At 41.9% G+C, this 14347-nt stretch carries 12 protein-coding genes; 1 reads left to right on the top strand and 11 read right to left on the bottom strand.

What is annotated here, in order from left to right; all coding sequences use genetic code 11:
* Positions 1-55: 55 nt before the first annotated feature.
* From N8M66_RS04325 to N8M66_RS04345, 5 genes are all read right to left on the bottom strand, one after another.
* Positions 56-916: a DUF4299 family protein gene (locus N8M66_RS04325; protein ID WP_201058530.1), complete on the bottom strand. Its 861-nt coding sequence runs from the start codon at positions 914-916 to the stop codon at positions 56-58.
* Between the two features lie 136 nt (positions 917-1052).
* Positions 1053-2024, bottom strand: a complete 972-nt coding sequence (locus N8M66_RS04330; RefSeq protein ID WP_261045829.1) for a rhodanese-related sulfurtransferase — start codon at positions 2022-2024, stop codon at positions 1053-1055.
* A 131-nt stretch (positions 2025-2155) separates the two neighbouring features.
* A complete protein-coding gene (locus N8M66_RS04335) occupies positions 2156-2452 on the bottom strand; it encodes a bacteriocin immunity protein (protein ID WP_261045940.1) in 297 nt (98 codons plus the stop codon).
* A 68-nt stretch (positions 2453-2520) separates the two neighbouring features.
* Positions 2521-3210: a CPBP family intramembrane glutamic endopeptidase gene (locus N8M66_RS04340; RefSeq protein ID WP_261045830.1), complete on the bottom strand. Its 690-nt coding sequence runs from the start codon at positions 3208-3210 to the stop codon at positions 2521-2523.
* Between the two features lie 232 nt (positions 3211-3442).
* Complete coding sequence (locus tag N8M66_RS04345; RefSeq protein WP_261045831.1) at positions 3443-4927, bottom strand: ABC transporter substrate-binding protein; 1485 nt, start codon at positions 4925-4927, stop codon at positions 3443-3445.
* Positions 4928-4986: 59 nt separating this feature from the next.
* Here N8M66_RS04345 and N8M66_RS04350 point away from each other — a divergent pair, with 59 nt between their 5' ends.
* Positions 4987-5133 carry a hypothetical protein gene (locus N8M66_RS04350; RefSeq protein WP_049491236.1) on the top strand — a complete coding sequence of 49 codons (147 nt, stop codon included), beginning with the start codon at positions 4987-4989 and terminating at the stop codon, positions 5131-5133.
* A 49-nt stretch (positions 5134-5182) separates the two neighbouring features.
* Here N8M66_RS04350 and N8M66_RS04355 read toward each other — a convergent pair whose 3' ends face one another.
* The 6 genes from N8M66_RS04355 to N8M66_RS04380 all read right to left on the bottom strand — a co-directional run bounded on the left by N8M66_RS04355 (position 5183) and on the right by N8M66_RS04380 (position 14222).
* Positions 5183-6106 carry a carbohydrate ABC transporter permease gene (locus N8M66_RS04355; RefSeq protein ID WP_261045833.1) on the bottom strand — a complete coding sequence of 308 codons (924 nt, stop codon included), beginning with the start codon at positions 6104-6106 and terminating at the stop codon, positions 5183-5185.
* A gap of 13 nt (positions 6107-6119) precedes the next feature.
* Positions 6120-7049, bottom strand: coding sequence for an ABC transporter permease (locus N8M66_RS04360; protein ID WP_261045834.1), 930 nt, complete (start codon positions 7047-7049; stop codon positions 6120-6122).
* A 209-nt stretch (positions 7050-7258) separates the two neighbouring features.
* Positions 7259-9139, bottom strand: coding sequence for a beta-N-acetylhexosaminidase (locus tag N8M66_RS04365; RefSeq protein WP_261045835.1), 1881 nt, complete (start codon positions 9137-9139; stop codon positions 7259-7261).
* On the bottom strand, positions 9133-10002 hold the full coding sequence (locus N8M66_RS04370; RefSeq protein WP_261045942.1) for an ROK family protein: 870 nt from the start codon (positions 10000-10002) through the stop codon (positions 9133-9135). The genes N8M66_RS04365 and N8M66_RS04370 overlap by 7 nt, the downstream gene beginning before the upstream one ends.
* Before the next feature lie 83 nt (positions 10003-10085).
* Positions 10086-12731: an alpha-mannosidase gene (locus tag N8M66_RS04375; RefSeq protein WP_261045836.1), complete on the bottom strand. Its 2646-nt coding sequence runs from the start codon at positions 12729-12731 to the stop codon at positions 10086-10088.
* 210 nt (positions 12732-12941) lie between these two features.
* A complete protein-coding gene (locus N8M66_RS04380) occupies positions 12942-14222 on the bottom strand; it encodes a glycoside hydrolase family 125 protein (protein WP_261045837.1) in 1281 nt (426 codons plus the stop codon).
* Positions 14223-14347: the final 125 nt, after the last annotated feature.

Consider the following 14347-nt stretch of genomic DNA (forward strand, 5'->3'; position numbering starts at 1 on the left):
TTCATGGCAGGATTTTTTATATGCTAAAAAGCAAGTCGATTGACCTGCTTCTGCTTTACTTTTCTTGTGCCAATGTTTTAAAATCTTTGTCTAAGATGGGTTGCACTTCTAATTGATTGGCATCTAGTTGGTGGTAAGATGCTGATGGTAGTGACTCTAGGAATTTTGCATAGTCCAAGCGGGCAATTGCTTCATAGTCTTCTGGTTTAGAGCCATCTCCTGTGATTTGAACCAAGTCAATTTCCCACTGGACTTCCTTATCCAGCAATTGCTCAATATAGGCTGCAGGAACAAACGGTTCTCTCGGTAACACTGTCTTGACTCCTTGAGCCAGATGGTAAACGCCATGCACTTGCCCTTCTCCATCCTGATAGAAGGAAACTCTTGCAAAGTAGGCGTCTGTCTCTTGAACCGCACGTACACATGCTTCAAACTGAGCCAAGCCATCTTCCCCTAAAAAGCTTTTCAAATCCTCATGACTAAAGAAAACAGGATTAAAAATTCCTTGGCAAATCGTAAAGCGGGCTGCACTATCAGCCAGATGGGCTTGAATACCTGCTTGGAAATAAGCTTCAAAGTCAAAATCATCGAGCCCCTCAATCTCCGTTCCTGTGTAAGCAAGCAGGGCTTCTAAAAATGACTTGATGATCTCCCAGTCTGTCTTCGTTAGTAGCTCAGGAAGATCGACACGGTAACCCTTTTGACCATCAGCATAACTGACCTTAAAAAGAAATTGTGATTGCCCCACTATCGCACACTCGATATACTCGAGACGGTTAAGAGGCTGACGGAGATAGACGGCATCATAGCTATGTGACTCCAAACCATCTACCAAAGCCAAGATGGACTTGGCAGTCAAAATTTCCTGTTCTCCTAAAATGCTCTGTTTATTTGGAATAAAAAATGTTTTCGTCATAACTGGACTCCTTTGAAATCGTTTACATATAGTATACCTTATTTTCCTGAAAGATACAGAAACAAACTTTAGATTTTTGAGTAAAAAGCATAGAAAAACAGCCCCTGAGGACTGTTTAATCTTATACTGTAGCAGCTTAATCCAAGCTTTCACCGATAGCAGCTAGGCGCTCGACAACTTCAGCTTGTGTCAATTCATTTTCTGAAACATAGCGGTTACGTGGGTGAACACGACACTCGTGTGAGCAACCACGAAGGTACTTGTCTTCATTTTCTTCTGATGTTAAGATACGACGGTTACAGAATGGATTTCCACAGTTGACATAACGTTCACATGGTGTTCCATCAAACCAGTCTTTTCCTACGATGGTTGGGTTGACATGGTTAACATCTACGGCGATACGCTCGTCAAAGACGTACATTTTCCCATCCCAAAGCTCACCTTGGACTTCAGGGTCTTTACCGTAAGTCGCGATTCCTCCGTGCAATTGACCGACATCTTTGTAGCCTTCACGGACCATCCAGCCTGAGAATTTCTCACAGCGAACGCCACCTGTACAGTAAACCACGACACGTTTGTCCATGAATTTTTCCTTGTTGTCACGAACCCATTGTGGCAACTCACGGAAGTTGCGGATGTCTGGGCGGATAGCTCCACGGAAGTGTCCTAGGTCGTACTCGTAATCGTTACGTGTGTCAAGGACAACGGTATCTTCGTCAAGAAGAGCTTCTTTGAATTCTTTTGGAGACAAGTAAGCACCTGTTGTTTCAAGTGGGTTGATGTCGTTATCAAAGTCGTTGTCTTCCAAACCAAGGTGGACAATCTCTTTCTTGTAGCGAACAAACATCTTCTTGAAGGCTTGTTCATTTTCTTCGTCAATCTTGAACCAGAGGTCTTCCATGCCTGGGAGGCTGTGAACGTAGTCCATGTATTTTTGAGTTGTTTCATAGTCACCTGAAACTGTTCCGTTAATTCCTTCGTCAGCGACTAGGATACGACCTTTCAGGCCGATTGATTTACAGAAAGCCAAGTGGTCTGCAGCAAATTGCTCTGCATTTTCAATTGGAGTATAAAGGTAGTAAAGTAAGACACGAATATCTTTTGCCATAAGATTTGTTCTCTTTTCTATTCTTAAATTTTCAGAATTTTTCATCTAACTATACTAGTATACCTGCTTGAGAAAACGAATGCAATTTATTTGACTGGAAATTGTAGAAAGGTGCTTATCCCTGCACTTCATCAGTAACCATAGCGAATCAACGACAATTCTCTCAATTTTTTGATCTGCTCAGCTTGACTTTCTGACAAAGTCAGCTTATTGTCAATCAACACACGTGAGATGTCAACGTTCATTTGGCTCAGAATAAACGGAGTAGAGGTCCCATCATCCTTTAATCGTCTTTTATAACTCACTAACTGATTTTTCAAAGGAGCAAGTTGAGGCGTATCCTTTATATCTTCCAGTAGATGATTTATGATCGTCAGGGCTTCACAACGTCTTTCACTTCCTCCAGCGAACCATTTTAATGGTGTCATACTCATTTACCTCCTGAAACTCGCTTATAAATTGAAAAACTATAATTCCTAACTCTTATGCCATTATTTTACCCAAACACCCTGTGTAAAAAAGTCAGCAAAAATGGTAATGTTGCGAAAATATTATTAATCACATGCACCGCATAGGAAGGATAAATGCTCTTGGTATAGCGGGTCAAACTAGCAAAGATGATGCCAGATGTTGCAAAGACGAAGATATCTAACAAACTAGGCAGGCTTGAAAAATGAGGAAGAGCAAATAAAATGGACGGAAGAAGCAAATCAAGGCCAAATCTCGAATGCTTAAAAAAGGCGTGTTGCAGTAATCCTCTATAGATTAGCTCTTCCATAAGTGGAGTCAGAAAGAACAAAGTTATATAGATACCTAGCTCAGCAAAGTTGGTCCCACTATAACCGATCAATACGGCCCAACCTTCAGCAGTTGACTGAACATGTTTAGCTGTCTGAACGTTAAAAGAGATCTGGAACACTACCACTAGTACTGTCAAAATCGAATACCAAAGCCATTTTTTTCTCGGAATGCGAAAGAGATAACCATGGCCTGTCTTAACTAGAATCCAAATCATGACTCCGCTAAATAGCAAACTCAAGATATTTTGAATCCAGAAAAAATTTCCTACTTGAGAAGAAAATTGCCAATAATTTTGAACAATAAGCGTCAGCTGAGAAAGACCAAATACGAAAAATAGGTAAGAGAAGACTGCACTTATTTTGAGTAGAAGCTGATACTTTTTCATTTGAACTCTCCTTTATAAACTCAAGACATCTCTAATATAAGCTATATTTTCCTAAATCCTTACTCCAAATCCTAAATGGTGCTTGAGATTTCCTGAATGGTTAAATAGTGATAAGGAAACATGGATATCCATGCTCTCGTTTCAAAAAATCACTGCCTTCCCCAAACAAACCTGAGGAAAACAGTGATTCAGTTTTTAGGAATTAGGAATGAATACACGAAATCAATTAATCTTATGATTTTTTGTTTTTCAAGAATTCATCGTATTGTTTTTGCATTTCGTTCAATACTTTATCGTAGGCACCTTCAGATTTCAATTTTTCCATCAATTCTGGAATAGCTTTGTCTGGGTCTACAGTACCAGTGTTGATAGCTGTATCGAATTGTTGCATTGTGTTAGAGATTGCTGAGATTTCAGATTTCACACTGTCAGTGTTAAAGATGAATCCAAGCGCTGGAGATTCTTTAGCTTCAGCCAATTGTTTCTTAGAATCTTCGATTTGTTGGTCTGTAACGTTTTCGTTGATGTAAAGAATCCAGTTGTTACCAGTGTTCCATCCACCCATGTGAGTGTTTCCTTTGTATCCATCAAGAACGCGAACACGGTTTTCTTTACCTTCAATTTTTTCCCAGTTCTTGCCTTCTGGACCGTAAACAAGACCGTTCAAGAGTTCTGGGTTAGTGTTCAAGAGGTTCAACACTTCCATTGATTTTTCTTTGTTCTTAGAGTTGTTTGAGATGACAAAGTTAGCAACTTGTGTTGTTTGGTTTTTCTTGATGAAGTTAGTGATTGGTTTGATTTGGATATCTTTGTTCGCAACACGTGAAAGCAAGCTGTTACCATAGTCAGCTGGTCCTACTGTTTCTTCACGAACGAACCAAGTATCTTGTTGAAGGTCAAATGAAGTATCGCTTGTTGCTACGTCTTTTGGAATGTATCCAGCTTCATAGAATTTGTGAAGAGTCTTCAAGTGTTCTTTGAAACGAGGTACTTCGTAACGGTTTACAATCTTAGTAGTATCTCCTTCAAGGTCGATAACAAATGGAAGTCCATTTGGAACTGGGTAGTCAAAGTTATCAGATGGGATGAAGTTCTTCGTAACCGCAAATGGTACTACATCTGGAGCTTTTTCTTTGATTTGTTTCAAGACTGGTTCAAGTGTTTCGTATGAAGTAACACCTGAAATATCGATACCGTATTTAGCAAGAAGTGTTCCGTTGAAGGCGAAGTTTTGAGATGATGCAACGTTGGCTGCAACTGGAACTGCGTAAATTTTACCGTTTACAGTATTACCCTTGATGTAAGCTGGGTCAAGCGCTTTGTAAAGCTCTGCTCCTTCTTTCTTGTACAAGTCAGTCAAGTCAGCATAAGCACCTTTTTGAGCATTTACAACATAGTTAGATGCAAAGGCGATATCGTAGTTTTCACCAGATGATGTGATAACTGACATTTTCTTATCATAGTCACCCCATCCAAGATATTGGATATCCAATTTAGCACCAACTTTTTCTCCGATGATTTTGTTGGCATTTTCTAGCAATTCATCCAAATTATCTGGTTTGTCACCGATTTGGTACATTTTGATAACAGGTTTTTCACCTGAAGCTGAATCAGCGGCTTTCTTATTGTTACCTGAAAGATTTCCACAAGCAGCAAGACCAGCAGCCAAAGCGACTACACTAGCAGATGCAAAAGCATATTTTTTCCAGTTTTTCATGACAAAAACTCCTTTTTTTTATTTTTAAACTTATAAACAATGTAATGATCTTATACTCAATGAAAATCAAAGAGCAAACTAGGAAACTAGCCGCAGGCTGCTCAAAACACTGTTTTGAGGTTGTAGATGAAACTGACGAAGTCAGTAATCATACCTACGGCAAGGCGACGTTGACGCGGTTTGAAGAGATTTTCGAAGAGTATTAACTTCACGCAAGGGAAGTTTGGAAACGAGAAATGTTCTTCTCAACAAGCACTATTCTTTCACACCACCGATAGTCAAACCTTTTACAAAGTAGCGTTGGAAGAATGGGTACAAAATTGCGATTGGAAGGGTTGCAACTACAACCATGGCCATACGACCTGTTTCTTTTGGAAGAGCAACTCCCAGTTGACCAGATAGGCCGACTGCTTTGGCGATGTAGTCCATATTTTGTTGGATTTGCATGAGCAAATATTGCAATGGATACAAGTTGTCACTCTTGATATAAAGAAGGGCGTTGAACCAGTCATTCCAGAAACCAAGAGCTGTCAAGAGCGTGATGGTTGCGATACCTGGTAGTGACAATGGCAAACAGATTTGGAAGAAGATCCGGGCTTCACTGGCACCATCGATACGAGCGGATTCAAGAATGGCTTCTGGGATAGTCTTCTTGAAGAAGGATCGCATCAAGATGATGTTAAATGGTGAGAGAAGCATTGGAACAATCAAGGCCCAAACTGTATCACCAAGTTGAAGTAAACGAGTTACCACGATATAGCCCGGTACCAAACCAGCGTTGAACAACATACTAAGAAGGGCAAAGATTGTAAAGAATCTGCGATACTTAAAGGTTGTCCGTGAAATAGCGTAGGCATAAGTTGTTGTGATAAAGACATTTGTCAATGTCCCAACTACGGTTACAAAGACTGAGATGAAGAGGGCTTGGAGGATTTTATCCTTAAACTGTGCCAAAAATTCAAAACCGTCTAAGCCAAATTGAGATGGGAAGAAGCTATATCCATTTTGGAGGATACTCTTTTCATCTGTCACCGAAATAACGATAACGAATACAAAGGGTAGGATACAAGAGAGGGCAACCAAACCAGAAATGGTACTAAAGAAGATATCTGCTTTCTTACTGAAGGAGTGAATGCCGACATTATCAATTTTTTCTTTTTTAATTTTCTTTTCTGCCATATTCTCCTCCTTTCTAGAACAAGGCTGAGTTTGGATCAACTCGTCGTGCCAGTAAGTTTGATAGGATAACCAGAATCAAGCCGACAACTGATTGGTAGAGACCTGCCGCTGAAGCCATCCCGATATCCGCTGTCTGAGTCAAACCGTTATAAACATATACGTCCAAGACATTGGTTACGTTATAAAGCTGACCAGCATTGTGGGGGATTTGGTAGAAAAGACCAAAGTCTGCACGGAAGATATTCCCGACTGCAAGGATGGTCAATACAGTTACCAATGGTGTCAACTGCGGAATGGTTACATTGCGAATCCGTTGCCATTTGCTGGCTCCGTCCACTGTTGCTGCTTCGTAGTAGGTTGGATCAATTCCCATGATTGTCGCATAGTACATGACACTGCTATATCCAAAGCCTTTCCAAATACCTAGGAAAAGTAGGAGATATGGCCAGATACCCAAGTCAGCGTAGAAATTGATTTCCTTCATCCCGATAGACTCTAGGAAATGATTGAACACCCCTTTATCAATGTTTAAGAAGGCATCTGTAAAGAAACTGATGATAACCCAAGACAAGAAGTAAGGGAACAACATAGAAGTTTGGAAGATTTTAACCATTTTCTTAGAACGGAGTTCACTGAGGATGATGGCAATCCCTACAGATACAATCAGACCAATAAAGATAAAGCCTAAATTGTAGAGGACAGTATTTCGAGTAATGATAAAGGCGTCTTTTGAACTAAATAAGAATCTGAAATTATCGAGTCCGACCCATTTACTATTCACGATACTATCTATGAATCCATTACTGGTCATGTGGTAGTCTTTAAAGGCAACCACGTTTCCAAATACTGGAATGTAGAAGAATAGAATCAACCAGAGTGCCCCTGGCAAAACCATCAAGAGAAAGATCCAGTTGTCTCTCAAGGTTTTTGAAAACTTATTCATAATTTCCTCCCTTTTTATTTTGATATCTATCTAAAAATTCCTTTTTAGACTTTTGATAACGATTACATTATTAGTATACTCCTATTTGAAGGTTAGGTTAAACTACTAATTATAGAAAAAACTCCACAAATTATTTTATGTGGAGTACTTGTTTAAGAAAGGGATGTTTCACGAGAAACACTCTGAACAAGGGATACTGTTCTTGTTTCTTAAGTTGTATAAATGGTTGAAGCTGTCGCAATGGTATGCCACTGGTTAGCTGTTGTTGCTGCGAAGTCTTTGTCTGCGTAGAAGTCAGTAAATGGCAAGATGTCTACTTCTAGTTCTTCGATGCGGTCAATTTGACCAGCAAGATAAGCCTCGATGCGACTTTCTGCTCGCTTGATGCGCTGCAAGAGTCCTCCCATACGGATATCAACTGTGTCCAAGCCAAAGACCTTGTTTTCCTTCAACCATTGGTGGCTAAAGAGGGCATGGAAATGTTCAATCTCGCTTCTGAGTTCTGGTAATTCTTGTCTTGCGATTTCTTGCAAACTTTCTTTATCACCCTCTTGGTAGGACTGACGGATGCGTCGTCCCACATCCACTTTCCTACTTAAAATCTGGTTCAACTGAGCCTGAGTTTCAAAAAGGTAAGCATAATTTCCTGCTTTTTCTTTAATGTCAGCAAGAATCTCAGCTGCCTGAGCGAAATGCGGTTTGTCCTGTTCAGGTGTCATGTGCTGATCAAGGAGCGGACAGAGAATATCCTGATAAAAGACATAGCGGTTAGGATTGATCCCGCTGAGATTACTTGGTAGGTCTGGCAAGAGGTTGGCAAGGTCAATCTGCATAAAATCTTCAACCGATAGACCTGTATTGGTCTTGAAGTGAGCAGACAAACGGTCTAGGTCATTTCGGTAGCTGAGTTCTGCCCAGATTTGCAAGCTTGGTAGGATAGAGAACTGGGCTGTTTCCCCACCATTGTCCCCCCAACCTGTCACAATGACTTCTTTGATCTGATTAGCACGGCAGGCTTTATTAGCCTCAATAGCTACTAGACGGCTGAAATGGTTATTGGGTGTGAAACCGATCCATTTCCAAGCACCTCCTGCAAATGCAAGATCATTGCTAATCTTGTGGTGATTGCGGAAATTACGATTGTACTTTTCTTCGCTATCTTGGTAATAATCCCAGTAAACCAAGGTCACACGGTCTTTGAGACGGTCTAGGTAGACACGCGTTTCCTCTGGAATTTCCACGTCACGATCGTACTGACCATCCGCTGACATAAGTTTGAAGAACATATCGCTCCACATCTGGCAGTGGAAACCATACTTGTCTGCAATATCCAGCACGCGCTCCAAGTGTTGGCACATGAGGAGACTACGATCCACAACACCGTTCAATATCAAGTAACGTCCCAAGCCAACCAAGTGGGCTTCGTCCATCCCGATATTGACCTTGCGGGTTTGCAGCTTAGACAAAGTAGCAAACATGCCATCAATCAGGTCATACACCTTTTCTTCGCCGATAAGGAGAATGTCCTCCACATCACGGAGCTCCTGCACTTCTTTGACACCCCATTTGACGAAAGCTGACAAGTGGGCCAAGGTCTGGATGCAGGGCACAAAGGTCATGTCAAACTGCTGGGCATAGGATTCGATTTCCTGCAACTCTTCTGCTGAATAGGCGCCACGGAAGTAACCAAAATAGGGCTGCCCCTCAATCTGGTAGGTGTCTTCCATGTAGAGCTCAAAAGTTGAGTAGCCCATGAGAGCCAAGACCTCAATCATCTGCTTGGCAGAGGTTACATTCAAAACTGCATTTCTGGAACAGTCTGCCATGTAGGCTAAATCTTCATAAGCCGCCTGTTCTTCAATCGCTACTTTGTCACCTTCTACTAGAGCCGTTGCCAACAAGGACAAGGCGCGATAGAGTTGGTGAGGTTTGTCATAAGTTAGTTGATATTGTCCACTTTTACCCTTGATAGAGATAGACGCTTGGTCAGACTGAGCGACTGCCACTTCCACATCTGGTAAAGAGATATGTTTTGTCAGCAAGTCGATTGCCTGAGTTTGTTTGGGACTAAGTCCTGTAAATCTTACCATTGATTTTCCTCCTGTATCCAGTTGACAAGGGCACCGTAGAGATTGGCATCTGCATGATAGGTGCTGGCTTGGATAAGAGGTGCGACCGTGTATTCTTCGTAGGTATCAACAAAGTCATCTACAGCCTTTTTTACACCTTGGATAAAATCTGGATTTTGACTGATAGAGCCACCTAAGCTAATCACATCTGGGTCGATGAGATACTGGATATTGAGCAAACCTTGAGCCAGATTGCGGTTCATGCGCTCAATAGCTTCTTGGCAAAGGACATTTCCTGCTTCGGCCTCTTGGTAAATCTTGCGTCCGTCCCAGTCAGTCTGACCAGACTTTTCAATCACGTATCGAACCATATTTCCAGTTGATGCTAGTTGCGACCAGTTGTTGAGCTTTTCAGCAGGGGCAAGGGTTGTCATGTAGCCAAATTCCCCACCCAAGCCGTGGCGACCTCGGTGAAGTCTGCCATTGATAATCATGGCTCCGCCAATCCCTGTTCCAATCACGACACAGGCTGCATTTTCAAGTTCTGGATGAGCCAGTAATTCACTGAGTCCAACGCAGTTGGCATCATTTTCCAGATGGACAGGAATCTGATAAGAGCTAAGCGCCTCATACCAAGAAAATCCGTGAATGTAGGGCACCGCACTGAAGCCATCAATCACACCTGTCTCTTGATTGACCGCACCTGGAACGCTCATAGCAATCCCGCTGTAATCCTGCTCTAACAAGCGCTGGTCTAGCCAAGCTAGTAAATCCTCCAAACTTTCTGGCGTTGGAATGCTTGTCTTATTCAGTATTTTCCCATCAGGAGTCAGACTAGCAAACTTAATACCAGTCCCTCCGATATCAATCGTTGCAATGGTCATTGTTTTTACCATAAAAAGGGGCGAATCAGCAGTTAGTTCTTACTTTTTCGCCCCTCCTTTCTTTTTATGTTTACTTTTTGAAATTAAATTTCTTCTTTTTTGATGAATTCTGTACGAATCTCTTGTGGTGAAATGAGGCCTCTATGAACTGGGTATGGTCGTTCAAGTAGGTCAAGGAAGAGATGTTGACTTTCCGGTACACGCACATTTTCACTACACATATTGTAGTAGCGAAGAACATAGCCTTCTTCATTTTCAGCCACCTTAAAGGCTGTTGGACAGATTTGCGGTATGCTGAGAACAGAATGACTCAAGAGGCTACCAGTCGCAGCCACGCTTCCTTCTTGTCTAGCAATCTGAAGGCTGGTAAATGGTGTCTGCAAGGCTTTCGCGCGACGATAGGCTGAAAAGTGTTCTTGGGCTTGGTGGCATTCAATCGCAAATTCGACTTCAAACTCACGCAAGCACTGAGCCTCTGGTGTTGGGAAGTAACCCCAGTCGCCTAACTCACCTGAGGCACGCAAAATAGTCACTGCAATGGTGTCGTCTCCAAGGATTTCGTATTCATTCAATCCCTTGTTGGATACAGTCACACCTTTTTCATCGTCATACAGACTGACAAAGGCTTGTTGGTGTTGAGGATTTTCAGGATTTTCCCATGAAGTAGCTGGTTTGTTTGGTCGTGTCACCACTTCATAAATGCTTTCAGAATCATTGCTTGGACGTGTGTTATGAGTCTTGACTAAGAGACGGATACGGTGGTCTTTGGCAGTGTTAGTAAAGCGAGTCTTGAAGCGGATTTGTGGATTGTCAACAAAGACAGTCAACTCAGTTTCAAGAGGAATGCTTGTCAATTCTTCTGACCGTCCAGCCTCACGCTTCATAAACTCGATGATTCCTTTTTGCTCTTCTTCTAGCGTTTCATCTGCACTGACAGGCACAGTCAATTCATGTTTGAGCAAAATCTTAGCATAGCGAGCTGTGTTTTCCAAGACCTCGTAGCCCTTAAGCTCTGCATAGATAGGCTCTGTTCCTTTTGGTTGGAAATAAATATACTCGTTTCCGACGTCACCACGGTCCTCAAAACGGATAAAATCTTCATAAGCTTCGTGAGTTGTCTTGTCATAAACTGTGATATTGTCATCCACACTCACCGTTACAAATGGCGTATCAATGACTCCGTTTTGGTAAATACCGTCACGGTGTTCTTGTTCTCCTTCCAGTAATTGGAAGGTTGTCCAAGAAAGCGGTGCTAGGTGAACGGGGATGGTCACGCGCACTTGACGAGCAATACGAGCTTGGCGGAACTTGTCTTTTGGTAAATCATACTCAAAATTAGCCCCAAGGTCTTCGATTTTAGCCTCTACAGGACGACCATCCAAGTCCTCCACACGGTAACTTGGCAAGGTAAGAGCAGCCATCTTCTTGTAACCTTCTGTTGGGTGCAATTCCTTGAAATCACAAGTCGCAACATCAATCACTGTGCTGACAGTATCGACCTTATCATGCAAGCCTGTATTAATGACAGTAAAGAGATAGTCACTTTGAGCCTTAGCTGTAGCGATTTTACCCTTCCATTCGTTAAGAAGATTGCTCTTAACAAAGTTTCCTACTTGGCTGACCTTGGCAAAACGAGTTTCCATCTCACGGTGAACTTCATCCACACTACAGCCACAGATGCTATCATGCGGCGCATTCTGCAAAAGTGTTTTCCAAGCATAGGTCAACTGGTCCTTGTGGTTATGACCCCCAGTGATAATAGTCAAGGGTTCTACAACTTGCTCTAGGAGGTTGCTATTTTCTTGGAAGGATTGTTTGAGATAAATACGAGATGAAGAAGTATTGGCAAGTGTGTACCAGCCATCTGTTTCCTGACTGGTCAATTCACCTGTAACCGTTGATAAATGTTCAGGAAGGGCACTTTCCACAGCTTGAACATATTCATCAAAAGAACTGTGCACAAAGGTCACATCTGGGAAGAGTTCATTTGCCACACGAATGGCTTCACTCAGATTTTTCTGTACAGGTTGGTGATCACAGCCGTTCATCATCAACCACTGGTTGGTCGAAGCATAGTCACGCACGTCTGCCAGTTTTTGTTTCCAGAAGGTCAAGGCCTCGTCTTTATCAACTGGAATTTCATTCCCGTTACTGTACCAGTTGGCAAAGAGAATCCCGAGGACACGACTACCATCCGCACCCTGCCAGTACATTTCTGAAAACTGGGAAGTAAATTGTTCATCTTCGAGGACTTGGTTGTCAAATCCAATCGGTTTCACACCACGACCAAAGGCTGCCACGTGAATGCCTGATTTTTGAAGAATTTGAGGTGCTTGTCCCATATTTCCAAAGGTATCTGGGAAGTAACCAACCTGAGTTGATTTGCCCCATTTTGCAGCTTCTTGCTGACCGATAAGAGTATTGCGGACATTGGCTTCACTTGAAATCAAGTAGTCATCCTGCAAGATGTAAAAAGGACCAATTTTAAGTTTGCCTTGGTCGATGTAACGTTGGACTTTTTCGCGATTTTCAGGGCGAATCTCCAAGTAGTCATCAAGGACAATGATTTGACCATCCAAGTGGAAGCTCTTGAACTCAGGGTCATTTTCAAAGAGATCAAAGAGATTGTCAAATAATTCCACCAACTGCATGCGGTGGCTTTCAAAAGGCAAGTACCACTCACGGTCCCAGTGACTATGTGAGATAATATGTACAACAACATTTTCCATGAAGTAAAACCTCATTCTAAATTTAAATTTTTATTGTTAACATTTTTGGATGTAAGATTTGCTCAATCAAATTCAACAAATCACCAACAGTTTAACTCTAAATATTTTATTTATCAAGAATTTAACTACGATTTAAGATGAAATTTGAAAGAAGTAAATATTCAGTTACTTTGTCTTAGTAAACTGACTAAAAACAAGTAAAATCCTAGATTAACGAATATCCAAGTAATCCAAGACTAATTCACAGAACATCATGTTGGCCCAAGAGAACCATTCACGAGAATAAAGAGTTGGGTCATCTACGTGGAAGCTTTCATGCATAACACCTGTACCACCATCGCAAGCAACCAGCTGATCCAGCAAGAATTTCTTCTCTGCTTTATCTGTCGTTGTCAAGCCTTGGATAGACAGAGCGATTGGCCAGATATAGCGATAGAAGGTATGAGAACTTCCGAGACCGCTAGCGTATTCTCCTTGGTAAAAATATGGATTTTCAGGGCTCAAAATGGTACGACGAGTTGCTTGATAAACTTCATCATCGACCGAACAGTAACCCAGATAAGGTGCAGCCAGCAGACTTGGTACGTTTGGATCATCCATGATGCTGGCATTTCCTAGACCATCCACTTCAAAGGCATAAATCTTTTCGCCCTTGCTGTTGCTTGTGTAGGCGTAGTTTTCGATACCTTCTTGGATCTCCGCTTTGAGACGCTTAGCATCATCAATAACACTCTCGCTATCAGCTAAGTCTAGTTCTGCAAAGATTTCTTGAACATACCCCAAAACAACAACTGCAAACATATTTGACGGAATCAAGTAACTATACTGACAGCAGTCATCACTCGGACGAAAAGCGGACCAAGTCATACCTGTCACTGCAAAATCAGGGCCAAAGCCATCATTTACCAAGGTATCTTCCTTACGGTCCGTATCTCGGACAAAACGATATGGAGAGTTCTTGTGGTCTTGTTCCACCGTCCAAAGATGGAGAATTTCCTTAGTCGCTGCGACAAAAGTCTCATCAAAATGACTAGTCTCACCAGTCTCTTTCCAGAGGAGATAAGCCAACTGCAAAGGATAGCAAAGAGAGTCCACTTCGTACTTGCGTTCCCAAATCCAGCCATTAAGGTCTGTGTGGTCAGTCTCGTGGTGCCCCTTCCAGTTTTCCTCAATGTTAAAGGAATTGGCATAGGGATCCTTGAGTACCAAGGTCATCTGACGTTTGACCAAACCTGCAATAGTCTGACGCAGGAGGGCATCTCTTTTAGCCACATGCAGGTAGGGTCTGAGTTGGGCTGTCGAATCCCGAAGCCACATAGCAGGAATATCCCCAGTCAAGACAAAAGTAGAACCATCTTCTAGGATTTCAACCGTATTGTCCAAGGTATCTGTGTAGCAACGCTCGAAAACATCCACCCACTCTGGATGGTCCTTGGCCCGCTCTGCCACTTCATCTAGCCATTCTCTAACAATTTCTTTTGAATAAATCATCGTGCAGTATCCTCTTTCAAACAAGTTTCATTTTCAGTATATAGCTTTTGGGACAGAAAATACATACACAAATGATAGTCATTTTTCTACAAAATAGTTATCTTTGAAACTCCTTTTCTAAAGGC

Origin of the sequence: Streptococcus mitis (assembly GCF_946188585.1) — a bacterium.
In the GTDB taxonomy this organism is placed as follows: Bacteria; Bacillota; Bacilli; order Lactobacillales; family Streptococcaceae; genus Streptococcus; species Streptococcus mitis_DG.

Bases quoted from the DNA above. Each gene is read 5' to 3' on its own strand.
- N8M66_RS04355 (WP_261045833.1), bottom strand. From the start codon at position 6,106: ATGGCAGAAAAGAAAATTAAAAAAGAAAAAATTGATAATGTCGGCATT.
- N8M66_RS04360 (WP_261045834.1), bottom strand. From the start codon at position 7,049: ATGAATAAGTTTTCAAAAACCTTGAGAGACAACTGGATCTTTCTCTTG.
- N8M66_RS04370 (WP_261045942.1), bottom strand. From the start codon at position 10,002: ATGACCATTGCAACGATTGATATCGGAGGGACTGGTATTAAGTTTGCT.
- N8M66_RS04345 (WP_261045831.1), bottom strand. From the start codon at position 4,927: ATGAAAAACTGGAAAAAATATGCTTTTGCATCTGCTAGTGTAGTCGCT.
- N8M66_RS04330 (WP_261045829.1), bottom strand. From the start codon at position 2,024: ATGGCAAAAGATATTCGTGTCTTACTTTACTACCTTTATACTCCAATT.
- N8M66_RS04365 (WP_261045835.1), bottom strand. From the start codon at position 9,139: ATGGTAAGATTTACAGGACTTAGTCCCAAACAAACTCAGGCAATCGAC.
- N8M66_RS04335 (WP_261045940.1), bottom strand. From the start codon at position 2,452: ATGACACCATTAAAATGGTTCGCTGGAGGAAGTGAAAGACGTTGTGAA.
- N8M66_RS04350 (WP_049491236.1), top strand. From the start codon at position 4,987: ATGAAAATCAAAGAGCAAACTAGGAAACTAGCCGCAGGCTGCTCAAAA.
- N8M66_RS04375 (WP_261045836.1), bottom strand. From the start codon at position 12,731: ATGGAAAATGTTGTTGTACATATTATCTCACATAGTCACTGGGACCGT.
- N8M66_RS04380 (WP_261045837.1), bottom strand. From the start codon at position 14,222: ATGATTTATTCAAAAGAAATTGTTAGAGAATGGCTAGATGAAGTGGCA.
- N8M66_RS04340 (WP_261045830.1), bottom strand. From the start codon at position 3,210: ATGAAAAAGTATCAGCTTCTACTCAAAATAAGTGCAGTCTTCTCTTAC.
- N8M66_RS04325 (WP_201058530.1), bottom strand. From the start codon at position 916: ATGACGAAAACATTTTTTATTCCAAATAAACAGAGCATTTTAGGAGAA.